A 25,598-nucleotide genomic window follows, 5' to 3' on the forward strand; every position below is an offset into this window, starting at 1 on the left:
TTTGTGATTGTGCTACCACCATGTGGACATCGGGTAGCGGGCGTCACATTTCCTGCGTGTTTTAGGGTTTTAGAGGTCACTGATGATCTCTAGGTCCAGTTCGTTCACGCGCGGAGGCACCACGTTCCATTGGCTACCGGTTTCTTGCACGTCGGTTTCAGAGTGGGCACCGCACGCGTAGGTGAGGGGAACGAGGCGGCCGTCGTGGCCAGACCACTCGTTGGAGCACACGCCAAAGCTCTGCCCCAGTTCGGAGCGAAGGGCAACGAGGAAGCCGCAGGATGCGCACGTGGACTTCGAGTCGGTTTTGTTCACTTTGGCGCGCGAGCGCCTGTGCCACCTGGTGCGTGCGCTTTCAATGCCTTCTTGTGAGAGGGTACGCACGCGCGAAAGGGGCGGCTCGTCTGATCCGTACTTGGAGTCGCGAATCAGCGTGAGGCGAGAATCTTCCTGACGGTACGGAAGTACATCTGAGGGGGACACGTCCGATGGACGCAGGCGCTCTTCCCAGGGCACCCATTCGGGTGCAAGCAGGGCGCCTTTGCCAGGTAGAAGGTCGATTTCGGATACGGTTACTCTCCGCGCCCGTGGAACTCTGGACACGGTTACGGCCCAGTGCCAGCCTTGGTAGCCCTCTTTGTTCGCGGCAAAAAAGTGCGTGAGCAGGCGCTCACCTTCAACGCGGTAGCCCAGGTGCTCACCGATTTCGTTTGGTTCGACAACCTCAAGGACGATTTCAAGGGTCTCTTTTACCGCGTCTTTGAGGATCTTGTCGGCAGCCACAGCGGGTTCAGTCTTTTCGTTTTCAGGCATCAAAATCATCCGCTACAGCGCGGAGTAGGTCCGCGATCTTGTCTGAGTTATTCGGGTATTTTCCGTGGCGAAGCGATCCGGATGCGGAGTCAAGTACCTTAATTAGGTCTTCAACTAACCCAACCATTTGTTGGGGTTTCCGACGGTTTAGCTTGCTTATGGAGGGCGAGGCCTGCAGGATCTCTACGAACATTGCCTGCGCACCTTTGCGGCCGTCAACTACAGAGTATTCAACGCGAGTGCCACCCTTCGGCGCGCGAACGCCTTCGGGCAGTGCGGATGCATGGAGGAAGACGGATTCGCCGTCGTCTCCTTCGATAAATCCGAATCCCCGATCCGCGTCGAAGAATTTCACCTTGCCGGTGGGCACTGGGGCCTCCTAAGTCTGTTTTTCTCGCTTTGATTGTTACGTCTAACCCCTATGATAGTGCGAGAGACAATGTCATCGCCAAGGGTGGCGCATTTGCGCTGGGAGTTGGTTGGTGTGGCGCATCGCAAAATTGGTGAGGGAGGCCGCGTGAGCACGGTAGTTTGGTTGTTTGGCGCGGGCGCGGCGCTGGTGGTTGTCGCGGTTGCTGTTGCTATTATTGCGCGGCGTTCCCAGGCTCGAAAGAACGGCGAGGACGGCCTAGATTCGCAAAGAGTGGATGCGGCTGCGCCAGCTGAACCCGCAGATGAAGACCAGGGCGCCCCCACAGACGAAGCCGCGAGCGTCACTGCGAATCATGAGGCGAGTGAGGACGCAGGTAACGACTCGGAGGAATTACCGGCCGAGGCTAACGAGGTGTTGTCTCCGGCCGCAGATCCGCTTAACGCGTTCGACTTGGATGGCGCGATTCGCGAGATGCGCCGTGAGTACTGGGCTTCGCGCTGGATGTTTGGAGAGGATGCCTGCGCGGATTTACGGTTTGAGCTGGGCAGGGCTCGCGCACTGGCAGCTTCCTGTCTGGCTGATGCAACCGTGGTGGAAGGAAAAGCCAAGCTCCCCGCCGGTTGCACTCGAATGAACGCCGCAGTATCTGCTCTTAGAGAACCGGCCGAGCCTCTGCGTAGCCTGCGCGCAAACAAGTACGCGCATGCCTTAGCCGCATACAGGGCGGAAGATCCCGCTTCGGTCAATACGCATCGTGCCGCGGTTCGCGCGGGCCGCTACGTAAGCCCAGATCCAACGTTTGGATTGACCCGACTCGCCAGCGAAATCGAGGAGGGACTTGCCACGGCACGCCTGGAGGTGGCAAGGGTGTCCCCCACCGCAGGCTCGGAGGTTTCCGCACGCATGCGTGCTGGCCTGGCGCAGGCACAAAAGATCGTGTCTAAATCCGTGAAAACGTTGGCCTTACTACAAGAACCAACTGCTACGGACTTGTTTCAGATTGAGGCTGACTTACTTCGGACAGTGTGGATTCGCCGCGCGATTGACCTGACGAGCAAATACTTGCCAGCCAAAGAGTGGGCGCGCGTATCGGGCAGCGAGGTGGAGTGGACGCGCCTAGCGGTCCTATCTACTCGCCTTGCCGAAATCCTGATCGATCTACGCCAAAACGTAGAAGCTGAAGACCTAGCAAAGCTCGCGGGCTGCCTCGTGCTACTCGATCCCGGTCCACAAGATGAACGGCCCAACTTGCCGGTTCGCACATGCGAGCAGATCACTAGAACATGTGAGCAGATCGCGCTTACCGTGAGCGAAGTTTGAGCTTTGACCTGACACAGGCCGGCTTTTACGCGAAACTAAGGGTATGAAGAAGCGCTCTGTACTGGTAGCTCTAGCCACTGCCCTACTGATGTTTTTGCCGTCAATGGCAAGCGCAGCGGTGCGCATCGATGATTCTCACGTGATTGACGAGGTTGGGGTTCTCGATGCTGACACCAAGGCGCAGCTCGAAACGATGACCACAACCGCGGTGGATTTCCCGTTCTACATGGTTATTACACAGGATTGGGAAGGTACTTCCCCATCGTCGTGGTGTTCCAGGCTGGGTGATGACAACCCCTCATTGCCGGCATCCGCGGTGGTGTACGCGATTGCAACCGAGCTTGGCGAGTACAACATCTGCCTGGGCCCTGCCGCGCCTGTTAGTTCGTCACAGGCGAACTCTGCGGCGGCCGCGGGCTCTTCAAACTTGCGCGGGGGAATAACGCCCGAGCATCTGGTAGAGGCGCTGTCGGATACCTCCAGGCTCTTGTCCGATAGCGAGAACGGTTCAAGCGGCGCCTCGGATGACGGTTACGACAGCGATTTAGCGGACGGAATCTTCCTCATCATAGTTTTCTTAGGTGTTATCGGCTTCGTTCTCATCGTTGTAGCAGCTCAACGAAGCAAGAAGAAGCACCTGCGTCAGGCCAGTAAGCACCGCACGGAACAACTTGAAAATCGCATTAAGAAGCTGAATGTTTCAATGATGCAAACTGATGACGCGGTTCGTGCGGCCAGGGAAGACTTGGCATTCGCACAGGCTCAGTTTGGCGAGCTGGAAACCACCGAGTTTGCGCAGGCATTGGATGAAGCCACGGCAATCATGACGCAGGCCTTCAAGAAGCAGCCCGAGATGGAGTCGGAAACCAACCCCGATACGCAGACCAAGCTGGTTGACGAGCTAGAAGACGATGTAACTCGCGTTAGCGCGATTTTGGACGCGCAGGCCAAGCGTTTTAGCGAGCTTCGAGACGTCGAATCTAATATCGATTCGAATATTTCCAGCATCGACCAGCGCATAAGCGAGGCGCGCGAGCGGGTGGAGCACGCGAAGTTGGAGATCAAGTCGCTTCGTCTCACCTACTCCGATCAGGTTTTGCAATCCATTTTGGATAATCCAGACGAGGCCAACCGCCTGCTCGACGCGGCAAGCCAGGCGCTCGCGGAAGCAAAGGCGAAGAAGGATTCGGATCGTAAGACGGGTGTTTTCCACGTGAATCTTGCAATGCGCGCGCTCACGCAGGCGCTTGCTCAGATCAAGGAGGTCATGAGCGCTGAGGCGAACTTGCAAGATGCAAAGAATAAGCTGGCCCAAGCTATCGGTTCGATCTCTTCAGATCTTGAGGACGTTTCGCGTCTAGCCCACAACCAGGCGTCGTTCAATCCGCTGGTTGAGGATGCTCACCGCGCGATCGAGCACGGTAACGCGGCCCGGCGTGGCGGCGCGGATCCACTGAGTGCTCTGACCGAACTTCATGAAGCCGAGGACGCCCTCGACAACGCATTGTTACCGCTACGTAACGCAGAAGAGAAGCAGCTTCGTACCAATGCTCGCCTGGATCGCAGGTTCGCAGAGGTAGATGCCGCGATCGTCCGGGCCGATTCACACGTGTCAGCCCACCCGTTCAGCGCTAGTTCGCAGGCGCGAACTCTCATCGCGCGGGCGAAGGCGAAGCGGGCAGAGGCCGCGAAGGTTGCGCCGTCTTCCCCCATGGAAGCCCTCGATTTGCTCGCTGACGCGCTTGTGCTTGCCAACCGTGCCGTCGATTTGTCGTCCGGCCCCACGCCACCGCGCGGTTCGGGAGGTTCGAGTAGCGGAATTGACCTCACCTCACTGATCTTGGGCGGACTTTTGTTTGGCGGCGGTGGCTCTAGCGGCAGCTCTAGGGGCGGCTTTGGCTCCGGCGGATCGGGCGATTTCGGCGGCGGCTTCGACTTCGGCGGATCGGGTGGTTTTAGCGGCGGATTCAGCTCCGGCGGCTCCGGAGGTTTTGGCGGCGGATTCAGCTCGGGAGGATCCGGAAAGTTCTGATTTAACGCGCCGTGAGTGTCGCGTCACATATATAATGAAAACGCACGTCTGTGCGCGTCTTGGGCGCCTTCGCCCTGGCGTTTTCCTTGAAAGGAGATCACATGGCAGAGAAGCAGTCGATCCTAGGCCGCATTTCCCAACTTGCTAAGGCGAACATCAACGCACTCTTGGACCGCGCTGAGGATCCAAAGAAGATGCTTGATCAGCTTGTTCGCGACTACACGAACTCGATCGCGGAGGCCGAGGAGGCCGTCGCACAGACCATTGGAAACCTCCGTCTTGCACAAGCCGATTACGGCTCCGATGTCGCGGCCGCCAAGGAATGGGGCGAGAAGGCTGTAGCTGCATCTGCTCGCGCTGACTCCGCTACCGATCCGGCAGAGGTTGACAAGTGGAATAACCTGGCAAAGGTTGCTCTTGGCAAACAGCTTAGCTACGAGAAGTCGGCTGAGAATGCAAAGCCGATGATTGCAAGCCAGACCGAGGTTGTTGACAAACTCAAGCTTGGTCTTGCTCAGTCGAAGGAAAAGCTCGAGGATTTGAAGCGCCGCCGCGATGAGCTTGTGGCCCGTCAGAAGACGGCAGCCGCTCAGGCGAAGTTGCAGGATACGGTTAGCTCGATCAACGTGCTTGACCCCACTTCGGAGCTTTCCCGCTTTGAGGATCAGATTCGCCGTGAAGAAGCGATGGCTCAAGGCCGCGCAGAACTCGCAGCTGATTCTTTCGCGTCCCAGTTCGACGAACTGGATAACTTGGACGAGCAGTCTGAAATTGAGGCTCGCTTGGCCGCTCTAAAGAAGAAGCCTTAAATCGCTTAGGCGCAAGGCTTCAACTACAAATTTCAACTACATGGGTGGGGCTTTTTGCCCCACCCATTGAAAGTATCAAAATGGATCCGCTTACTTATTTAATTATTGATGGCGAAAATATTGACACCACGCTTGGTGTCTCGGTGCTGGATCGAAAGCCAGCGTCGGAAGAGCGTCCCCGGTGGGACCGCGTTCTAACTTCCACTGAGGAGCTTTGGGACCAGCCGGTGAAGGGCCTGTTCTTCCTAAATGCTTCGTCGGGCTACATGCCGATGAACTTCGTGCAGGCACTGCTTGCAATGCGTTACCGCCCAATTCCGCTTTCGGGCGTACCGGATGACCAGGTGGTGGATCAGGGCATTAAGAAGACGCTGGACGCGATTGGCGAACGCGGGTCTGGTGACGTGATTTTGGCCAGCCATGATGGCGATTACGAGCCAGAAATCAAGCGCCTCCTTGAGGCCGGCCGCCGCGTTGGCATTCTCGGTTTCCCCGAGTTCATCTCGTCGGGCCTGCATGATCTAACAGACGAGGGCTTGGAGATCATCGACATTGAGCACGGCATTGACGCGTTCCAGGTGCGTCTGCCTCGCTTGCGCATCATCGATCTGGAGGATTTCGACCCGTACGAGTTCATCTAGGTTTACGCGGCGAATAACATCTAGCGAGAGCGGCTTTCAACCGTGGTTGAGGGCCGCTTTTGCTTTGCGTCTCCGGCGCGGGGCGACCGCAGGTAGTGCAGTTTCCTAAAGGTGCAAGATCATGCGGGTGTTGCCCAGGGTGTTGGGTTTGACGGAGGCCAGTTCAAGAAATTCGCGCACGCCGTCATCGTGGGTGCGCAGCATTTTTTGGTACACGTCTACGCCCACGGCCATGCCTTCAAAAGCTTCGAAACCGTGCCGGGCAAAGAAATCAACTGCGAACGTTAGGCAAAAGACGCGCTTTAGTTGCAGGTCACGCGCCCGCTCGACAAGGGCATTCAAGATGAGTGAGCCCACGCCACTTCCACGCACAGCGGGGGAAGCGGCAAGGGTGCGCACTTCCGCAATGTCATCCCAGAGGACGTGGAGGGCACCGCAGGCCAAAACTTCACCATCTCTTTCAGCGACGATGAACTCTTGAATGTCCTCAAAGTAGGCGATGAGGGGTTTGTCCACGAGTATCTTTTGCTGAACGTAGGGTTTGGTGAGGTTCCAGATCGCGCGAGCATCAGCCGGGCGGGCAAAGCGCAACTGCACTTGCCCCGCAGCGGTCTGAATGGTTTGGTTAAGCATCCCCTCCAGTATGGCTAACGCAGGCCGGTGGTGCGTGCACGTTCCAACACTCGGCGGGCGGTGCGGTCATCAACCACCAGGTCGGTGACAACGCCGGCGCGTAGCGCGCCAATGAGGGGGATTGCTTTGGCCTCTCCTGCTACCACGCACAGGCGCGTGGGAATAGTTTTCAATAGCTTCGGGGTGGGGCCGGACGCGCGCCGGTTAATGGCCATGTCTTCATAAGAGCCATCTTCGCGAATGAGGACGGTGCAAATGTCTCCCACCACTCCCTCGTTACGTGCTTCCGCCATTTCAGCTGGGTCGAGGAATCCCGCGGAGTACACGTGCGAGGGCACGTCTCCCCCAAAGGCACCTACGCCGAACATCGCCACATCAACCTTCGAGATGAGGTCTACTACGCTCTTCACCGAGCGTTCCCGCCACATCGCTTCTTTTGTTTCTTCATAGTCGAAGAATGCGGGCACCGGGAAATGCACCATGGATGCCCCAAGAGCGTCGGCCGCTCGCGAGATAGTGGTGTCGATGTAGTTCACGCCCGTGCCTGATGCGCTTGCCGCACCATTCATTTGCACAACCGTTGTGTTGTCGATGTTCACCGGCGTGAGGTTGCGGGCAACCTCGGCGGTGGTATTACCCCATGCGATACCGATCTTACTGCCGGGGTGGATGAAGTCGAGCAGGCGTTCGGCCGCAACTTTAGCTACCGAGTCGAGGCGGTTTACGCCGGTGTCGTGGTCGCGCACACGCACCACGGTTGAGCGGATGCCGAAAATCTGGTTGAGCTCGCCAGCTAGGGTGCCGCGCTCGCCGGGCGCCGGCGCTACGGTAATGCGGACCAGGCCGGATTCGCGGGCATATGCCAGCAGTCGCGAAACAGAGGACCGCGAAACCCCGAGGTGACGCGCAATCATCTCCATGGTTTCGCCCTGTAGGTAGTACATTGATGCGGCCTCGTGCGCATCGTTATCACGTATGCTCATTCTTCATAGTTTGCCATGCACGGCTGTTCAATTCAGGAGGTTAGGGGTTCATACCTGCAATCTAGACCACAGTATTGGGATACAACTAGCTATCGATGTCGCTTACTGATGACCAGACAGCGCATTCAAGGAGCCTAACTGCAAACCGGTGACCTGATCGGTTTGTAGTGCAAGTCTCAACGATGAGCGATAGACTTCGTGATGCATGGCACAAAGGTGCAGCGACGCAGGTCAACGCTTGTTGATTCGCCCATTCATTCAACTGTTTGCACAAGGAAGTGAAGGTAAACATGAGCGAAAAGAAGTACGTACTTGCCATTGACCAGGGCACTACGTCATCTCGCGCAATCGTCTTCGACCACGACGGTGAGATTGTTTCGGTAGGACAGCTCGAGCACGAGCAGATTTTCCCGAAGGCCGGCTGGGTAGAGCACAATCCGATTGAGATTCGCGACAACATCCATCAGGCCATTGGCTCCGCATTGGCAGGTGCGGCTATCAACCGCCACAGCCTAGCCGCTGTCGGCATCACCAACCAGCGTGAGACCACGATCGTTTGGGATAAGAACACTGGTGAGCCGGTTTACAACGCAATCGTTTGGCAGGACACGCGTACGGCTGAGATCGTTCGCGAGCTCGCCGGTGATGAGGGCAACGATCGTTTCCGCGATCGTTGTGGCCTCCCGCTTTCCACCTACTTCTCCGGCCCGAAGATCAAGTGGATTCTTGACAACGTAGAGGGCGCTCGCGAGCGCGCCGAGGCTGGAGACCTACTGTTTGGCAACACGGACACCTGGACGTTGTGGAACCTCACTGGCGGTCCGGATGGCGGTGTTCACGTCACTGACGTGACGAACGCTTCTCGTACGATGCTCATGGACATCGAGACCCTGAAGTGGCGCGAGGACACCTGCGCTGACATGGGCATCCCGATGTCGATGCTTCCGGAGATCCGCTCCTCTGCGGAGGTCTACGGCTATGGTTCGAAGAACTCGCTGATCATCGACACCCCGATCGCGGGTATCCTCGGTGACCAGCAGGCTGCAACGTTCGGCCAGGCTTGCTTCGAAAAGGGCATGGCTAAGAACACCTACGGCACCGGTTGCTTCATGCTTATCAACACCGGCGAAGAGCCCGTTCAGTCCGAGAATGGCCTTCTGACCACCGTTTGCTACAAGATTGGCGAGCAGCCAACCAAGTACGCACTCGAGGGTTCGATTGCTGTTACCGGCTCGCTCGTACAGTGGATCCGCGACAACCTGCACATGATCCACACCGCTCCGGAAATCGAGCCGCTTGCTAAGTCTGTTAAGGACAACGGTGGCGTCTACTTTGTTCCGGCATTCTCCGGCCTCTTCGCCCCGTATTGGAAGGACGAGGCACGTGGCGCCATCGTTGGCCTCACGCGCTACAACACCGCTGGCCACATCGCCCGCGCTGTGCTTGAGGCTACTGCGTTCCAGACCCGCGAGGTTCTTGACGCTATGAACGCTGACTCGGGCGTTGACCTGACCGAACTTCGCGTTGACGGCGGCATGGTTGCTAACGAGCTGCTCATGCAGTTCCAGGCTGACGTGCTTGGCGTAGACGTTGTTGCTCCGAAGGTTACGGAGACCACCGCTCTTGGCGCTGCATACGCAGCTGGTATTGCGGTTGGCTTCTGGCAGGGCGAGCAGGACGTTATCGACAACTGGTCTGAGGGCAAGCGCTGGACGCCGAAGATGGATGCGGAAGAGCGCGAGCGCACTTACCGCCTCTGGAAGAAGGCAGTGACCCGCACCTTCGACTGGGTTGACGAGGACGTTCGCAACGCGTAACTCCTAGTTCCCAAAAAGCTGTGGCCCCGATTTTTCGGGGCCACAGCTTTTTGCACATTCGTTCGAGCAGGTTTTATTTTGCCCCCTCAAGAGACAGCCGTCACGATTTATCTAAGTCATTCGTTTCATAAATAGCCGCTCTTGGCCGTTCACAAACGTGCACGACGAGACACGAAAACCTCGCCCACGCGCGCACAGCCGGGTTTCACAAAGTTCAAAATCCCCGTAAATACAGGGAAAACACAAGAACTAACTTGCACATATTTTCAGTGACAGCAGTAAGCATTGAGAATCCGAAAATCGGCAATTAGCGAATGCTTTTCGTCCTAGCCTTGAGGTGAGATGAGTGGCCGCGGGTGCGGCCGCTCCCTGATGACCAGGAGTGATCAATGAAGAAACTCGACACAGAAGTTGTTGTTATCGGTGGTGGAGCAACCGGTGTCGGCGTGCTGAGGGACCTCGTAATGCGTGGTTTCAAAGCAGTTTTGGTAGAACGCGCCGATATTGGCCAAGGCACCACGGGCCGTTACCACGGACTCCTCCACTCCGGTGGCCGATACGTCGTATCAGACCCGATTTCGGCAGCCGAGTGCGCTGAAGAAAACGAGATTATTGCTAACCTGCACCCGGATGCAGTGGAGGACACGGGCGGCCTCTTCGTTGTAACGCCGGAGGATGATCCCGAGTTTGGCGACAAGTTCCTTGCCGGCGCTCAGTCTACCGGCGTGTGGACCGAAGAAATCGAACCGTCCGAGGCGCTTGCGCAAGAACCCCGCCTAAACCCGGGTTTGCTTCGCGCTTTCAAGGTGAAGGACAAGACGGTTGATGGTTGGGCGATGCTGTGGGGCGCAATCCGCTCCGCAAAGCAGTACGGCGCCGAGGTCCTCACCTACCACCGCGTGGAGAAGATCGAGACCGCATACAACCAGGTGATCGCGGTTCACGCCCACGGCATGAAGACCGGTGAGGACGTTCGCATCAACTGTAAGTTTGTGATCAACGCTGGTGGCCCCTGGTCTGGTCAGATTGCGGCGATGGCTGGCGCGCACGGCGTGGACGTGGTTCCGGGCCGCGGCATCATGATCGCTATGAACCACCGCTTGGTAAACCAGGTTGTGAACCGCTGTATCTACCCCTCAGACGGCGACATCATCGTTCCGGTCCACACGGTTTCGATTATTGGCACCACGGATGTCAAGGTGGAAGACCCGGATCACCTGGAGATTCCACGCAACGAAGTTCAGCAGATGCTGGACGCTGGTGAAGCTCTTATTCCAGGATTCCGCGAGGCACGTGCGGTGCACGCATGGGCGGGCGCTCGTCCGCTCGTTAGGGATAGCCGCGTGGATGCTTCGGACACTCGTCACATGTCGCGCACCATGTCGATCATCGACCACTCCACTCGCGACGGCATCGGCGGCCTGCTTACGATTGCTGGCGGCAAGCTCACCACGTACCGCTTGATGGCTAAGAACGTTGTTGACGTGATGTGCCGCCAGATGGACGACTGGCGTCCTTGCCGCACGGCGGAAGAGATCATGCCGGGCACGGAACGCGGTGACAACTACGAGGTCACTCACCGCCTCGAAGAGCGTGAGGGTGACCGCTTTGACGCGCAGATTGTTTGTGAGTGTGAGCTCATGAACCGCAAGATGTTTGAAACCTTGCTTGAGTCGCAGCCGGATGCAACGTTTGACGATTTGCGTCGCCAGCTTCGCCTAGGCATGGGCCCATGTCAGGGCGGTTTCTGCTCTATGCGCGCAGCGGGCATCACCCAGCAGATGGGGCGCGGCGATGCCGCTCATGTTACGGAGCTTATGCGCTTGTTCTTGAAGAATAGGTGGATTGGTTTGTGGCCGATCCTGTACGGGCGTCAGGCTCGACAGACGGCGCTTGATGACTGGATTTTCCAGGGCATTTACGACATTGAGCACCTTCCCACGGCGGACGATTCGAACAACAGTAAGGCAGTGCGATGACAACGGTAGTTATTGGCGCGGGTATCGCGGGACTTACCGCAGCAATCCGGCTTCGCGAGGCCGGCGAACCCGTCATTTTGGCCTCGAAAGGTATCGGCGGCCTGCAGCTTTCACAGGGCACGATTGACGTTCTCGGATACGCTCCGGATCGTCTTGAAAAGCCGCTTGAAACAATCGCGGAGAATAAGTTCGAAAAGGGCGCCCCGGAAGGCGATCACCCGTACTCCATTATTGGCGCAGATGCGGTTCGCGAGGGCGTTAAGTTCGTGATGGACGAGGTTGGCGAAGGCCTACTGGTTGGTGACGTTGAAAAGAACGTGTTACTGCCCTCGGCTATTGGCGCAATGCGTCCCACCTGCATCGTGCAGCCTTCAATGATGGAGGGAGCGATCGAGCCGGGCAAACGTTACCTGGTGGTTGGCTTCCGACAGATGAAGGATTTCTTCCCCGAGTTTGTGGCGGGCAACCTGGAGCGCCAAGAGATTGGCGGCCAGCAGATCAAGGCACGCACGCTAATGCTGGACTTCGAGGTCCGCGAAGGTGAAATCGATTCAACGGCGCTCACGTTTGCACGTGCGCTGGAAGACCCGGTTTTGCTCCGCAAGCTTGCCGACACAATCCGCCCGCACGTTGAAGATGGTGAGGTCGTAGCGCTTCCAGCAATCCTCGGCGTAAACGGCGAGGGCGTGTGGAAGCAGTTCCGCGAACTCCTGGGACACCCGGTGTTTGAGATCGCTCTACAGCCCCCGTCGGTTCCTGGAATGAGGCTGAACCAGAAGCTCACGCAGCGGGTCAAGGATCTGCGTATTCGCCTGATGCTCGGCGCTGAAGTTACCGGCGTTAAGACGGATGGCAAGCGTGTCACCCACGTGATCACCGACAGCGCTGGTGGCGGCCGTGAGATTGCTTGCGACAACGTGGTCCTGGCTGGCGGCGGGTTCGAGTCCGGTGCAATCACGCTGGATTCTTACGGCAAGATTTTTGAGCGCGCGCTGGGTCTGCCCGTGACAGGTGGTGAACTGCCAGACCTCGTACATGGTAACTACTGGGGCGAGGAGCAGAACCTGTTCAAGGTAGGCGTTGCGGTTGATAGCGATATGAGGCCGGTTGACCACGACGGCAAGGTTGTGTACGACAACGTACGCGTAATTGGTGGAACGATTGCTGGCGCTAAGCGTTGGCGAGAGAAGTCGGGCGAAGGCATTGCTCTTGGTTCGATGATTCGGGCAACCGATTCGATTCTCGGAGGTAAGTAATGAGTGACGCATTGAAGTTCGCACAGCAAAACTTTGCACGCGCAACCCTAGATAACTGCGTTAAGTGCACGATCTGTGAGACGCAGTGCCCGGTGGCCCGTGTAACTCCGCTGTTCCCCGGACCTAAGTTTGTGGGTCCGCAGGCCGAGCGTTTCCGCCACGGCCAGTCGGTGGACCACTCGCTGGACTACTGCTCGGGTTGCGGTATTTGCACCATGGTTTGCCCGCAGGGCGTGAAGATCGCAGAGATCAACGCGCAGGCCCGCGCGGTTATGAAGGCACAGAACGGCATGCCGATTCGCGACCGCCTAATCACGCAGACCGACCTTATGGGCAAGGTAATGACCCCGTTCGCCCCGATTGCGAATGCCGCGCTTGGCATCAAACCGCTGCGCAAGGTTGTTTCCGCTGTTGTTGGCGTTTCCGAGGGAGCGCCTATGCCTACCGCGCACAACCAGTCGCTTCGCGGATGGTTGAAGAAGCGCAAGGCTCCAACTGGCCCGGCGCCGCGCGGTCCGATCGTGTTCTTCCACGGCTGTGCGGGCGGCTACTTTGAGGTCCAGACTTCGAAGCACACCATCGAGCTGCTAGAACACCTCGGCTACGAGGTTCTGGTGCCAGAGCAGGGATGCTGCGGCTTGGCTGAGCAGTCCAACGGCATTTTCGGCGGCGCAACCAAGAAGGTCCTGCGCCTGTGTGACGCCCTCCTTTCGGAAGGTAAGGACCTCACCATCGTGTCTTCGTCCGGCTCGTGCGCGGGCATGCTGAAGCACGAGGCTAAGGAAATCATGGGTCTTGATGATCCTCGTCTTGAAGAAGTTGCGGTACGCACCGTGGAAACTTCTGAGTTCCTCCTTGACCTGTACTACAAGGGTGAGCTCCCCGTTGAGGACCTGCGCCGCCTGGATATGACGATTCCTTACCACCAGCCATGCCAGGTTAAGAGCCAGGCTATGGGTATGCCGGCCGTGGAGCTCATGGAGCTCGTCCCGGGCGTCAAGGTAGTAGAGTCCAACCAGCCTTGTTGCGGTATTGCGGGCACGTACGGCATGAAGTCGGAGAAGCGCGAGATTGCCGAGGCTGTTGGCAAGCCCGTGTTTGACTTCATTCGCCGCAACAACCCCGACCTTGCAGCTTGTGACACGGAAACGTGCCGCTGGCAGCTGGCAAAGGGATCCGGTGCGAAGATGATTCACCCGGTTTCTCTTCTGCACTGGGCTTACGGCCTCTCTGACGATTTGCTTGAAGGCGCAATCGACGCCTCCGCAGCGGCGCAGAAGTAGCCAGATTTTCCTCCCAATATGAGACGCGGCCCCGAGTAATTGAACTGTCCCCCGGAAGTTGGACTGATTTATTCAGTTTTTCTTCCGGGGGATTTGTATGCATCCGAGATCTACGTTGACTCGTGAGCAGCGCGCGGCGCTGGTGGGTTTGTTTGAGCAGGGTTTTGGTTACAAGAGTGCGGCTAGGCAGGTTGGTGTTGGTAAAAAGCCGGCCAGGAATTTGTATGATCGCTGGCAGATTCGTGGCAGTGTTGTACTTGTGAGAAAACCAAACACTAGTGTTTATCCTTTTGAAGTCAAGCGTGATGCAGTGTTGCGTTTCCTTGCTGGTGAATCTCGTGGGAGTATTGCTAAAGATCTTGGACTATCCAGGCCAGATTTAGTGAGGCTCTGGGCTCGGATTTATGAGTAGCAAGGTGAGGACGGGTTACGTCCTAAACCTAAAGGCAGGCCTACTAAGTCTGGGTCTAAACCGAGTAAGCCTTTGTCTGAGACTGAGCAGTTACGCCGTCAGGTGGAGTATTTACAGGCGGAGAATGCTTACCTAAAAGCATTAAGGGACTTGATGCGCAAAGAGCAATAACTCGCACCCGAGTGGTTGCAAGTCTCAAGTCCCAGTATCGTCTTGCGGATTTACTCCAAGCTGCTGGCCTTGCCAGGTCAACGTTTTACTATCACCAAGCCCGCCTTGATGCTCCTGATAAGCACGCTGGGCTCAAACGTGAGATCAAGACCGTGTTTGACCAGTCCCACGCACGCTATGGTCACCGCCGCGTCAGGCTAGCTTTGAAACGTCAAGGCATTTGCGTATCTAGAAAACTGGTAGCCAAACTAATGAAACAAGAACACCTAGTGTGCCAGGTACGTAAGAAAAAGCGTTACAACTCTTACAGATCCAACCAATCCAACGCGGCTGGCAACGTTCTTAATCGTGATTTCACAGCTACCAAGCCGAACCAGAAATGGGTCTCAGACGTCACTGAGTTCAGAGTAGGAAACCAAAAACTGTACCTGTCACCAATCATTGACCTGTACGACCACAGCGTCATCTCCTACTCGATTAGCGCCTCACCAAACCTAGAACTCACCAACTCTAGCCTGCGCAAAGCCTTACACCAGGCGCAGCCAGGACCGGGCATGATCATGCATACGGATCAAGGATTCCAATACCAACACCACAGTTGGAAAGCCCTACTAGCCAACTACAACGCTACTCAATCCATGTCCAGAAAAGGTAACTGCCATGACAACGCAATGGCAGAAAACTTCTTCGCTCACCTCAAAGCAGAACTGCTCTACCAACAAGCGTTCACCAACACCGAAGACCTAGCCAATCAAATACAGGACTACATCCACTGGTACAACAACCAACGCATCCAACAACGACTCGAGGGCATGACCCCGAACGAATACCGGAATCATGCCCTCGTAGCCTAAGAACCCCTACTATTAAACTGTCTAACTTTCAGGGGACAGTTCAAATCGGGGCCGCGTCCTATTTCAACTAGGCGTTAGGTTACACCTGAGTTTGCCGAGCTAGTCCTTGTCGCGCGCGGGCTGCTTGCCGTAGTCGGCCATGCCAACTCCCGCATCATGCATCTGCTTCTCAGAGAGCAGCGCCACGGGCAGACCCGTTGAGAGTGCGCGCAACTGAATCTCGCAAATGTACTCAAGTAGCGGCAGACCATTTACGGCCTTCTTCAAGCTAGGGCCAATGGTGATAGCGCCGTGGTTCTTCATGAGCGCTGCAGTGCGACCTTCAAGTGCCTTGGTTACGTTGATTGCCAAGTCATCAGAGCCGAAGCCCGCGTAGGGAGCCACACGGATCGGGCCGCCAAACATCGCACTGTAGTAGTGCGACGTGGGGATCTCATCAACCACCAAGCCGAGTGCAGTCGAAGCCGGAGCGTGGTTGTGCGTGACAGCCAGCGCATCCGTGGACTTGTAAATGTTGAGGTGAAGGGGCAGTTCCGAAGACGGCTTGAGCTTGCCATCTACGATATTACCCTCCATGTCCGTAACCACAACGTCCTCGGCGGTCATTTCTTCATAAGGAACGCCCGAGGGAGAGATGGCAACGAGGTCATCTACGCGCACAGACACATTGCCAGCGGTGCCGACAATGAGCTTCTCGGCCTGCATGAACAGGCATGTTTCAACGATTTCTTTGCGTACTTCTTCTAGAAGCATGATTTCCTACTTTCTGAGAACATCCGGGTTGGCAACGTGGGCGGGAGTTTCACCGCGAGCGAATGCGGCGATGTCTGCCGCGCCGATCTTGGCGGCAAGAATGGAAGCATTCTTGGAAGCGCCCGCTAGATGCGGGGTAAACGTGATGCCAGGCGTCTTGAGCAGCCTGTGGTCTGTAGGCATGGGCTCTTCTGGCAAGCAGTCGAGCGCCGCCGCAAACAGGTGACCAGAATCAAGCGCGTCCGCGAGGTCGTCGTAATCAACCAGCGTTCCGCGGGCAGCATTGATGAAGATTGAGCTTTCCGGCATGAGGGCAAACTTTTCTGCGTTCATCATGCGCGTATTTTCCTTTGATTCACGCACGTGAAGCGTGACGATATTGGAGGCCCTCAGCAGGTCCTCGAGATCGTCTACGAACTCAATGTTGTCCTCCCCGCTGCGATCCTTGGTCCACGGATCGTAAACCAGCACCTTGCCACCGAATGCGGCAATAATGTTGGCCACTCGCCTACCGACGTTGCCGTAACCAATGACACCAACGGTTGAAGATCCGATCTCGGGCCCCACGTTGTCGAAGATGTAGTAGTCCGACCTCCACTGGCCGCCCACAACCTCCATGTGGCGCTGCGCGATCTGACGGGCAGCGGCGAGGATCAGCGCAACCGTGTGCTCCGCGGTTGCTACCGCATTGCGGCCCGGCGCGTAACTGACGAGCACCCCGTGTTTGGTTGCGGCGTCAATGTTTACGTTTACTGGCCCGCCTCGGCAAATGGTGATCATCTTCAAGTCCGGGCAAGAAGAAATCACTTTTTCGGTAAACGGGAAGGTGTGCGAGAACGCCACGTCAACGCCTTGGAGCGCTTCGATTAGTTCGTCCTCGTCACCGAGGGCCTCGCGAACCTCACCCACGTTATGGAATGGGGGCACGGGCCAGGTGGAGGCAATCGAAGAAACTTCCGCGTCGGGAAGCTCTTTCAGTAGCGCCTCCTTCAAAATGTCGTCCCTTAAAAACTGGTCTGATGCGAGTAGAACTTTCACGCCTCGCTCCTTTCACCATTGTTACGACGCAATTCGCGCATTGCGGGCCACACCGGCTGCAGAGCCTGGCGCGTCTTCACGAATACTTCATGCGACTTCTTGTACGCCTCGTACTTTGCCGGGTCCGGCTCGAAGGTCTCTAGCGAGGTGCGCAGAGCCTCCGATGCCTCCTCCACAGTGTCAAAGCGGCCTGCGGAAACCAGCGCCAAAACTGCGGCTCCGCGAGCGCCAGCCTCGGGCGCGTCTTGGCGCACAACTGTCTGCCCGGTGGCGTCCGCCAGGATCTCGCAAATGAGGTCGGAGCGGAAGCCGCCGCCAGAGACCACCAGGTCAGAGTGGATCTGCAGTGTGTTAATGCACTCGACCAGAGAGAACGCCACACCCTCGTACACGGAACGCAAAATGTCTTCAGTACTGGACGTGAGCGACATTCCCGCCCACGAGGCCGACGCGTTGGTGTCGAGGAAGGGGGCGCGCTCGCCGCCGGGTGAAGCGTAGGGCAAGTACACCACGCCGGAAGCGCCCGGCTTCGACATGCGGGCAAGTTTTTCAAGTTCGGTCCAGCTATTTTCTTCCAGCCCCAAAACCTTGCGAATCCAGTCGAGGTTGGGCGTGCCCGTCATGGGAGCCATGAACTCGAGCACCTGCTTGCCGTTGCCAGTAGCAAGCACCATCGACAGGTCGGAGCGGCGCTCACTAACCGATGGCAACAGCGTTCCCACAAAAGCGGTGGTGCCAAGAATCAGCCACGAATCACCATTTTCGAGGGCGCCCAGGCCCATGCCGGTTACCGCAACGTCGATCATGCCCACGCCAACCGGAGTGCCCGCGGGAATACCGGTTTCACGCGCCGCCTCTTCACTGAGGGGCACCGCCTTGCCGTCCGCGCGGTGAATCTCGGGGAGCAGCCTTGCGTATTCCTCAAGACCTAGATCTTTAGCAAGTTCTGCGCTGAACCCGTCGGTTGTACGCACGTCCAAGAACGAGCGCGAGGCCTCCGTGTAGTCGGTTAAACGCTCACCGGTGAGCTTAAACCGGATCCAGTCCTTACAGTTCAAATGCGTAGTTGCGCGGGCCACCACATCGGGCTGCGTAGCCGCCAGCTCCTCGATCAGCACCGGGAACAGGCCGCCAAACGTAGTTGTACCCGTAACCTCTAGTACCTTTGCAGCGCGGCCGTCCTCGTCCCACTGCTTCACGCGCTCTGCGGCGCGTCCATCCAACCAGTTCGCGGCCGGACGCACCGGCTCGCCGGCCTCATCAATCAGCCATGCACCATCGCCCTGGCCGGTAAGACCGATACCAACGATCTTGGAGTCCCTAACCTCGCTTGCAACTTCGCGCAAGCACGTAGCCACGGCCTCCCAAATCTGATTCATGTCCTGCTCAGCTTCACCGTTGTCCCCGTACTGAACCGGAACAGCCTCGTGATGCGTTGCCAAAATCTTTCCGTGCAGATCAAATGCCACAGCCTTTACTGCTGTAGTGCCGCCATCCACGCCGATAACAACTTCTTGCACAGCTTTCCTCCCTAAACCGAGCAACCCCAATGTCGCTCACCACAGTCAGAGTAGAATGAAAGCCGTTTTTTATCAATACATTTGCGGTTTTTCTCAAAATAATGAGAAAACAATGCAAAGTCAGCTCAGGTTTTAGATATTCTTAAGTCAAGTCACATCATTTTTCGCAAGGATTGTCGCATGCCTTCAGATGCAAAACCTACTCTGGCCCCCACAAAATCCGACTGGTCAGACCCACCCAGCCGGCGCGAGTGGATAACCGACACACTTTTTGAGCTGGGCGAACTGCACATCGAGCAGATTGCGAACGCCCTCCACGTATCTACCGCCACCGCATACCGAGACGCGCAAACCTTGGAAAATCAAGGAATCGTCATCCGTTCAAAAGGATTCTTGCGCGCGATCGCCCCGTCCACTGCCGAACTTCCCGCAGCCGTGCGGGCCAAACGTCAGTTGGACGAGAAGCGCACCCTTGCACATGCGGCAGCAAAACTTGTTTCACCCGGCGACGTAATTATCCTCGACGATTCCACAACCAACGTGCCCCTGATACCGATCTTGAAACACATAAAGTCACTCACCATCATCACTAACTCGCTTTATGTGGCGCGCGAATTTAGCGAAGTGCACTCGATCCAGCTAATCCTGCTGGGTGGCAACTACATGAACTGGGCCGACTCGTTCTATGGAACACATGCTACCGAGATGGTTAAAGACTTCCGCGCCGACATCTCATTCATGTCAGATGCCGCTGTTTGGGCAGGCGCGATCTACAACCCGAAAGACTTCGTGGTCAACATGAAGCGGGCAATACTGGGGGCTTCACACCGCAAGGTGTTGATGCTTGATCACAACAAGTTCTCGCGCGCCGCCTGGCAACGCACCGCATCACTCGAGGAGTTCACAACCATTTTCACCACCACTCGCGCATCTTCCAAGGACGTTGAGAACCTGCGCAAGTACTGTAGCGACGTGCGGGTAGTTTAGCCCGCTACAGGACGGGCGTTGCTCCCCCATCAAGGCGAACAGCGGTGCCCGTAATGTAAGCCGCCTGCTGCGAAGCGAGGAACGCGACCGCGGCGCCCAGCTCGGCCGGATCTCCCAGGCGTTTCACCGGAATGGTCTGTTCAAACCGCTCGCGAACATCTGCGGCGCTCACGCCCTCGCGGGTAGCGGCGTCTTGGTCAAGCTGGTCGATACGCGGCGTCAAGATGCGGCCTGGATGAACCATGTTCACCGTGACGCCATCCCCGCCCACCTCTTGGGACAGAGCCTTCAAGTATCCCGCCAACCCTTGGCGGCCAATAGTTGAGAGCACCAGCTGCTGAGAGGGGGTAACCACCGCGGTGGATCCGATTGCAATAATCCTGCCCCAACCGCGCTCACGCATTCCGGGCAAAACCCGATTAACCATGCGCACGTGCGGTTCAATAAGACGCGCAGCGGCTCCAGCAACATCCTCACTCGTGATCGTTGAGGGCGAAGCTGGCTTCGGCCCCGGCCCATTCAACACCAGGATGCTAACCGGCCCCAGCTCGCGCTCGCACGTGCTGATGGCCTGTTCAATGGAGGTGGCATCCTCAACATCTAGCGGCACCTCTAGTGCAACTCCGCCGGCCTCGCGAATCTGCTTAACAACTTCCTCGCGAGCCTTTGCAGTGCGGCCCGTAACGCAAACATGCGCGCCTTCCGCAGCAAGCGCCAGTGTGCTCGCCCTACCCAGCCCGGACGTCGAGGCCGCAACGAACGCAACTTTCCCACTGATTTGCAGATCCATGGATTTCTCCTAACCGTTTTAATACCAGCCTAATCGCGCTGGCATCGCACGGCTAGGCAGGTTCACTTTGGTTACCCTTATTAGCCGGCCTCAGCCAGGTTTCATAAGGTGGAAGCCGAGCGAGGAAGGTGGCACGTGGCAGAAGATGAAAAGACCGAAAGGTCCAACGTAAACAGGTTCATTGGCGCGAACGCCCTGCAAAATATTGGCGACCAGGTTATCGCCGCAAAAACTGTTTTGCCGTGGATACTGCAGGCCGGCGGAGCGCCCGGCTTTGCAATCGCCATGCTCGTACCCGTGCGCGAATCCCTCTCCATGCTCCCTCAGGCCGCGTTCACCCCGTGGGTTATCGGACACAAGCGGCGCAAGAGCATCTGGGTGATTGGAGCGATCGGCCAGGGCGTAGCCGCCCTGCTCATGGCAGTTGCCGCGGCGTTCCTCGAAGGCTTAGCTCTTGGCCTCGCCTTCCTCCTACTACTCGCTGTCTTCGCTACTTTCCGTTCCCTTTGCTCGATCGCTTCAAAGGACGTGCAGGGCCGGATCGTGGACAAGGGCAAACGCGGACTCATCACCGGACGCTCAGCCGCTATCGGCGGCCTCGTCTCGCTCGTGATTGGCCTTAGCATCTCCCTCACGCCAGCGTTACAAAAGCCTAGCTCCCTCGTAATTCTCATTCTGCTTTCCGGACTCATCTGGTTCCTGGCCGCCCTGGTGTTCAACAAGATTGATGAGCCAATCGATCCGGATGCCGATGGAGGGGGCCTCGACAAAGCGTGGTGGAAAGACACCTGGGAACTGTTCCGCGACCAAAAGGACTTCCGCAACTTCGTGATTGTGCGTTCACTGCTGCTCGTATCGGCGCTTTCAACAGCTTTTATCGTCCTGCTCTCGCAAGAGGTGGGCAGCGACATCACAGGGCTTGGCCTGTTCCTGGTTGCGTCCGGACTTTCCGCACTTCTTGGCGGGCGAATTTCCGGCAAATTTTCTGACAAGTCCTCAAAGAACACCATGTCCATTGGAGCGGGGGCGGCCTCCGCAATCATTTTGCTCACCCTCGCTGCAGTTCATTTTGGGCCCCAAACTGCCCTAACGTGGATCCTGCCGACCTCGTTCTTTGCCCTCAACCTCGCTCATATTTTGGTGCGAGTGGCGCGCAAGACCTACATCGTTGACATGGCCGAGTCGGACGTGCGGACACGGTACGTGGGAGCCGCGAACACGCTCATGGGCATCATCTTACTTCTAGTGGGTTTGGTCTCCGGCGCGCTCACAATGTGGGGTGCTTCGCCTGCACTGATTTTCCTGGCACTCGTTGGTTTTGCGGGAGTGTTTGCAGCTTCTCGCCTACCCGAGGTTTCAAAACCTGCGGCGGATTAAGCAAACGCGATCTCGAGGTTGTTGGACGGGCCTGCGGCCAAAACGGTTTGCCCCGCAACCAGCCTGGTGTCAGGCGAAACCTGCTCCCACGTCCCATCCTCTTGCCGAATGCCAATCAAGGTGACTCCGTGCCCGGACCTGAAACGTGTTTCGCTCACCAGTTTCCCGCCCACTTTTTCGGGGACAGTAGCCGTTGCCAGAGCAAACCCATTTCCGAGGTCAAAAAAGTCTGAAAGCCTGCGCGTAATCAGGTGTGCGGCCCTCTGCCCCATGTTCTTCTCCGGCTCAAAAACATGTTTTATTCCCAGCTGCCGGAAGATCTCCGCCTGTTGCGCAGTTGCCGCCTTCGCCCAAATTTCTGGCCCATCCAGCTGCAACAATGCGGATGCGACGAGGATGGAGGATGCCAAGTTCTCTCCGATTGCAACCACGGCAGTTTGGAACTCATCGACGCCCAGTTGCTGTAGCGCCTCAACACTGGACGCGTCAGCTTTCACCACCTGTGTGAAACGCCCCCTCATTGCCTGGACTACGTCCGTATCCTTGTCTATTCCAAGCACCTGCACGCCAGATGCAACGAGCTCCTCACCCATTGCCGTTCCAAAGCGTCCCAGGCCGATGATGGCAACATCGCCAGCTTCTCCTGCACGAACTCGCGGGAGGAATGAAAAACTAACCAATGATTGGCCTTTCCTTAGGAAGCTCATAAAGCTTCGTATCGGGTCGAATAGTTAAGACTGTTGCAACTGCCACGGGCCCCACTCGCCCAAAGAACATGAGCGCGCAAATAATCAGTTGCGCCGCAATAGGCAACTGCGGAGTGATCCCTGTTGTTAGGCCCACCGTGCTCAGCGCGGATATGACTTCATACAACACCGGATCCATTCCCCAGGGCGTGAGCACCATGATTATGGCGGTAGCTCCTACAACTAGGCTAAACGCAATCATCAGCACCGTAATCGCTGCACGCTGAGTGGAGCGGCCGATGCGCGAGCCAAACAATTGCACGGCCTGGCCTGCCCTAATTTCGGTCAGAACTAAAAAGACGAGCACCAGCATGGTCGTAATCTTCACGCCACCTGCGGTTCCAGCCGGGCCTGCCCCAATAAACATGAGAATGTCGGTGACCAGCCAGGTGACGTCACTTTGCGTCGCTATATCCATCGAGTTGAAGCCGGCTGTGCGCGGCGAGATTGCCGTGAACAGGGTGATGAGAAGCCTATCTGCAACGCTGTACTGGCCCGTTTGTGAAAGGTTGTTCCACTCAAGTAGCGTGATAAGTAGCCAACCGGTAAGAATGAGGCCAATAGTTCCGTGCACCACTAGGCGCGCGTTAAGAGACCACGGCCATCTCCTCTTCCTCCTCGTTTTGCATGCGTGCACAATTTCAGCCAGAACCGGGAATCCGAGGCCTCCAATCACAATCAGAATTGAGATTGGCAAGATTATGAACGGGTCTGTAGCAAACGGGATCAAACTGTCGGTTTCCAAAGAGAAGCCGGCATTATTAAACGCGGAAATGGAGAAGAATGTGCCCCACTGCAACGCCTCCCCCAGCGATTTGGAGCGCGCGTAGAAGTCGATTACCAGCGGGATCGCGAGAACTACCTGCACGATGAGGGCCATGCGCACGATACGTCTTACGAATCCGCGCATGTCTGACATTGTGAGGGCGCCGGTGATTTGAGCTACCACTAGCCGTTGGCTCAAACTCAGGCGGTGAGCTACGTATACGGCGAGGAGGGCAGCGAACGTCATCGCCCCCAGGCCGCCGACCTCAATGAGTATTGCGATCACTGCGTGGCCGAATGTACTCCAGTATGTGGCCGTATCCACCACGATAAGGCCAGTTACACAGGTGGCCGAGGTTGCGGTGAATAGAGCTACAGACAGCGGCGCCCCTCCTGCAATGGAGGGGCCGGCAACTGCCACCGGCACATTTCCTGGCCACATGGGAGCGCCAGACCTTGCCACGGGGAGCATTAGCAGTGCGGTTCCAACCGAAATCGCTATGCCCAGCCCAAGCAGGGCCATTCGTGCCGGGTAAAATCCTGCGCTTCGCGCTTGCACGCGTCTTTGCTTACGAGCTTTCTGCTCGCCTAACATCTTGGCTTTGATACCAAGCATTGTAGTGCTCTGGCCGATGAAAACGTTATGCCGATTGCGTATGAGCTAACTTACAGTCAGTTCTCGATTCGCTTTACTAACGGGAACGTGATGGTTTCGCGGATTCCGTAGCCAGTTAGTGCCATCAGCAGGCGGTCGAGGCCCATGCCCATACCACCCGTGGGCGGCATGCCCTGTTCCATTGCCTGCAGGAAGTCTTCGTCAAGAACCATCGCTTCTGGGTCTCCGTTTGCCGCGGCAAGCGCCTGGGCTTCAAAGCGCTCACGCTGAATTACCGGGTCAACCAGCTCGGAGTAGGCGGTGGCTAGCTCAAAACCGCGAACGTACAGGTCCCACTTCTCCACGCGGCCAGGCAGGCTGCGGTGCTGGCGAACCAACGGGGACGTATCCACCGGGTAGTCGCGCACAAACGTCGGCGCCCACAAGTGATCGCCAACTTCATGCTCAAAGATCTCTTCCACTACCTTGCCCGCCACAGCGTGATCCGGAACAGCAATTCCGCGTTCCTCTGCCAGCTTCACAAGGCGGGAAAGCTCTGTTTCTGGCGTGATTTCTTCCTTTACGGCTTCCGAGACCACCTCGTAAAGTGAAATCTCATCCCACTGTCCAGAAAGGTCGTATTCGGAGCCGTCGGCAAGCGTTACCTTCTCGGTACCAAACACGTCCCGCGCGGCCTTCTGAATGAAGTCACGAGTGCGGGCAGCCATCGTGTTGTACGTGCCGTAGGCCTCGTAGGCTTCAAGCATGGTGAACTCCGGAGAGTGCGAGGAGTCCGCGCCCTCATTTCGGAAGTTACGGTTGATTTCAAAAACCTTTTCCACACCGCCAACCACTGCGCGCTTCAAGAACAGTTCCGGCGCAATACGCAAGTAAAGCTCCGTGTCGTAGGCGTTCATGTGGGTTTGGAACGGGCGGGCGGCCGCGCCACCGTGAATGTTTTGGAGCATCGGAGTTTCGATCTCCAAGAATCCCTCGCGGTGGAAGTAGTCGCGTAGCGACCACACAACGTCCGCGCGCGTGCGAACCATCTCACGAGCAGCCGGACGCAAAATCATGTCGAGGTGACGCTGGCGGATACGAGCCTCCTCTGAAAGGCTCATCTCTTCGCCGGCATCCGTCGTGAACGTCTTCGGCAGTGGACGTAGCGCCTTCGAGGTGATACGCCACGCGGGAGCGTCCTCACTCGGCTGAGCGAAAATGGAGAGCTCGCCGCGGCGTGAACGCATTGCCGGCCCGTGTACAAACAGGTGATCGCCAAGGTCTACGTTTGCCTTGAATTCCTTTAGCGAGTCGCTACCCACCTCTTTAGCGGAGAGCATCACCTGAATGCGGTTGCCCTCGCCATCTTGGATGACAACGAACTGGAGCTTGCCGGAGCCGCGAATAAACATAACGCGGCCAGCGACGCCCACGGGCGCGGGTGACTGCTCGTCGATTTCGAGGTGGTCGAACTCCTCCCGCACCTTCTTGATGGTGCTGGTGATGGGCAGTTCTACCGGGTAGGGATCGGTTCCCTCTGCGAGCATGCGCGCACGTTTTTCGGCGCGAACACGAAACTGCTCGGGGGCTTCTTGAATTTCAGACGACTCGTTGTTCTTTTCCACGTCCCCATCGTACTAAAGGGGCGCTA

The 25,598-nt window shown here is 57.2% G+C and carries 21 protein-coding genes and 1 pseudogene; 11 read left to right on the top strand and 11 right to left on the bottom strand.

The window, feature by feature from the left end; genetic code table 11:
- Positions 1-69: 69 nt before the first annotated feature.
- Both HMPREF2854_RS06625 and HMPREF2854_RS06630 read right to left on the bottom strand, forming a co-directional pair.
- A complete protein-coding gene (locus HMPREF2854_RS06625; RefSeq protein WP_070620750.1) occupies positions 70-813 on the bottom strand; it encodes a DUF3027 domain-containing protein in 744 nt (247 codons plus the stop codon).
- On the bottom strand, positions 806-1,183 hold the full coding sequence (locus tag HMPREF2854_RS06630; RefSeq protein ID WP_034509703.1) for a cold-shock protein: 378 nt from the start codon (positions 1,181-1,183) through the stop codon (positions 806-808). The genes HMPREF2854_RS06625 and HMPREF2854_RS06630 overlap by 8 nt, the downstream gene beginning before the upstream one ends.
- A gap of 69 nt (positions 1,184-1,252) precedes the next feature.
- On the opposite strand from HMPREF2854_RS06630, the gene HMPREF2854_RS06635 reads away from it, so the two are divergent.
- The 4 genes from HMPREF2854_RS06635 (at position 1,253) to HMPREF2854_RS06650 (ending at position 5,988) form a co-directional block, all read left to right on the top strand.
- Positions 1,253-2,506: a hypothetical protein gene (locus HMPREF2854_RS06635; protein ID WP_070620753.1), complete on the top strand. Its 1,254-nt coding sequence runs from the start codon at positions 1,253-1,255 to the stop codon at positions 2,504-2,506.
- Between the two features lie 43 nt (positions 2,507-2,549).
- Complete coding sequence (locus HMPREF2854_RS06640; RefSeq protein WP_070620756.1) at positions 2,550-4,538, top strand: coiled-coil domain-containing protein; 1,989 nt, start codon at positions 2,550-2,552, stop codon at positions 4,536-4,538.
- 101 nt (positions 4,539-4,639) lie between these two features.
- Entirely contained in the window at positions 4,640-5,347 is a 708-nt protein-coding gene (locus HMPREF2854_RS06645) for a PspA/IM30 family protein (RefSeq protein ID WP_070620853.1), read from the top strand.
- An 80-nt stretch (positions 5,348-5,427) separates the two neighbouring features.
- The gene (locus HMPREF2854_RS06650; protein ID WP_034509690.1) at positions 5,428-5,988 is read left to right on the top strand and encodes an NYN domain-containing protein; all 561 of its coding nucleotides are present in this window, start codon (positions 5,428-5,430) and stop codon (positions 5,986-5,988) included.
- Positions 5,989-6,093: 105 nt separating this feature from the next.
- Here HMPREF2854_RS06650 and HMPREF2854_RS06655 read toward each other — a convergent pair whose 3' ends face one another.
- A complete protein-coding gene (locus HMPREF2854_RS06655; RefSeq protein WP_070620759.1) occupies positions 6,094-6,621 on the bottom strand; it encodes an amino-acid N-acetyltransferase in 528 nt (175 codons plus the stop codon).
- A 14-nt stretch (positions 6,622-6,635) separates the two neighbouring features.
- Positions 6,636-7,604 (bottom strand): sugar-binding transcriptional regulator, encoded by a 969-nt coding sequence (locus HMPREF2854_RS06660; RefSeq protein ID WP_070620764.1) that lies wholly within the window; start codon positions 7,602-7,604, stop codon positions 6,636-6,638.
- A gap of 290 nt (positions 7,605-7,894) precedes the next feature.
- Between HMPREF2854_RS06660 and glpK the strand changes: the two genes are divergently transcribed.
- The 5 genes and pseudogenes from glpK to HMPREF2854_RS08910 all read left to right on the top strand — a co-directional run bounded on the left by glpK (position 7,895) and on the right by HMPREF2854_RS08910 (position 15,376).
- Positions 7,895-9,421, top strand: coding sequence for a glycerol kinase GlpK (glpK, locus tag HMPREF2854_RS06665; protein WP_070620767.1), 1,527 nt, complete (start codon positions 7,895-7,897; stop codon positions 9,419-9,421).
- A gap of 389 nt (positions 9,422-9,810) precedes the next feature.
- A complete protein-coding gene (gene glpA / locus HMPREF2854_RS06670) occupies positions 9,811-11,400 on the top strand; it encodes an anaerobic glycerol-3-phosphate dehydrogenase subunit GlpA (protein ID WP_070620770.1) in 1,590 nt (529 codons plus the stop codon).
- The gene (gene glpB, locus HMPREF2854_RS06675) at positions 11,397-12,656 is read left to right on the top strand and encodes a glycerol-3-phosphate dehydrogenase subunit GlpB (protein ID WP_070620773.1); all 1,260 of its coding nucleotides are present in this window, start codon (positions 11,397-11,399) and stop codon (positions 12,654-12,656) included. The genes glpA and glpB overlap by 4 nt, the downstream gene beginning before the upstream one ends.
- Positions 12,656-13,939, top strand: a complete 1,284-nt coding sequence (locus HMPREF2854_RS06680) for an anaerobic glycerol-3-phosphate dehydrogenase subunit C (RefSeq protein WP_052038954.1) — start codon at positions 12,656-12,658, stop codon at positions 13,937-13,939. Before glpB ends, HMPREF2854_RS06680 begins: the two co-directional genes overlap by 1 nt.
- A gap of 122 nt (positions 13,940-14,061) precedes the next feature.
- Positions 14,062-15,376, top strand: a pseudogene (locus HMPREF2854_RS08910) (IS3 family transposase).
- A 99-nt stretch (positions 15,377-15,475) separates the two neighbouring features.
- Here HMPREF2854_RS08910 and HMPREF2854_RS06695 read toward each other — a convergent pair.
- From HMPREF2854_RS06695 to HMPREF2854_RS06705, 3 genes are read right to left on the bottom strand one after another with little or no spacing between them, the layout of a single operon-like run.
- Positions 15,476-16,129: a class II aldolase/adducin family protein gene (locus HMPREF2854_RS06695; protein WP_070620778.1), complete on the bottom strand. Its 654-nt coding sequence runs from the start codon at positions 16,127-16,129 to the stop codon at positions 15,476-15,478.
- Between the two features lie 6 nt (positions 16,130-16,135).
- A complete protein-coding gene (locus tag HMPREF2854_RS06700) occupies positions 16,136-17,167 on the bottom strand; it encodes a 2-hydroxyacid dehydrogenase (RefSeq protein WP_070620780.1) in 1,032 nt (343 codons plus the stop codon).
- Positions 17,164-18,687 carry an FGGY-family carbohydrate kinase gene (locus HMPREF2854_RS06705; protein WP_070620783.1) on the bottom strand — a complete coding sequence of 508 codons (1,524 nt, stop codon included), beginning with the start codon at positions 18,685-18,687 and terminating at the stop codon, positions 17,164-17,166. The genes HMPREF2854_RS06700 and HMPREF2854_RS06705 overlap by 4 nt, the downstream gene beginning before the upstream one ends.
- Before the next feature lie 180 nt (positions 18,688-18,867).
- On the opposite strand from HMPREF2854_RS06705, the gene HMPREF2854_RS06710 reads away from it, so the two are divergent.
- A complete protein-coding gene (locus tag HMPREF2854_RS06710; RefSeq protein WP_070620786.1) occupies positions 18,868-19,674 on the top strand; it encodes a DeoR/GlpR family DNA-binding transcription regulator in 807 nt (268 codons plus the stop codon).
- A 4-nt stretch (positions 19,675-19,678) separates the two neighbouring features.
- Here the strand turns inward: HMPREF2854_RS06710 and HMPREF2854_RS06715 are convergent, their stop codons facing one another.
- Positions 19,679-20,464 (bottom strand): SDR family oxidoreductase, encoded by a 786-nt coding sequence (locus tag HMPREF2854_RS06715; protein ID WP_070620789.1) that lies wholly within the window; start codon positions 20,462-20,464, stop codon positions 19,679-19,681.
- A 135-nt stretch (positions 20,465-20,599) separates the two neighbouring features.
- Between HMPREF2854_RS06715 and HMPREF2854_RS06720 the strand changes: the two genes are divergently transcribed.
- On the top strand, positions 20,600-21,841 hold the full coding sequence (locus tag HMPREF2854_RS06720; protein WP_070620793.1) for an MFS transporter: 1,242 nt from the start codon (positions 20,600-20,602) through the stop codon (positions 21,839-21,841).
- On the opposite strand, the gene HMPREF2854_RS06725 is transcribed toward HMPREF2854_RS06720, so the two are convergent.
- From HMPREF2854_RS06725 to lysS, 3 genes are all read right to left on the bottom strand, one after another.
- A complete protein-coding gene (locus HMPREF2854_RS06725) occupies positions 21,838-22,521 on the bottom strand; it encodes a potassium channel family protein (RefSeq protein WP_070620797.1) in 684 nt (227 codons plus the stop codon). The genes HMPREF2854_RS06720 and HMPREF2854_RS06725 overlap by 4 nt on opposite strands.
- Positions 22,514-23,875 carry a TrkH family potassium uptake protein gene (locus tag HMPREF2854_RS06730; protein WP_070620855.1) on the bottom strand — a complete coding sequence of 454 codons (1,362 nt, stop codon included), beginning with the start codon at positions 23,873-23,875 and terminating at the stop codon, positions 22,514-22,516. The genes HMPREF2854_RS06725 and HMPREF2854_RS06730 overlap by 8 nt, the downstream gene beginning before the upstream one ends.
- A 149-nt stretch (positions 23,876-24,024) precedes the next feature.
- Complete coding sequence (gene lysS / locus HMPREF2854_RS06735; RefSeq protein WP_070620800.1) at positions 24,025-25,572, bottom strand: lysine--tRNA ligase; 1,548 nt, start codon at positions 25,570-25,572, stop codon at positions 24,025-24,027.
- Positions 25,573-25,598 lie beyond the last annotated feature (26 nt).

This window comes from Actinomyces sp. HMSC075B09 (genome assembly GCF_001812395.1).
Classification (GTDB): Bacteria; Actinomycetota; Actinomycetes; order Actinomycetales; family Actinomycetaceae; genus Gleimia; species Gleimia europaea.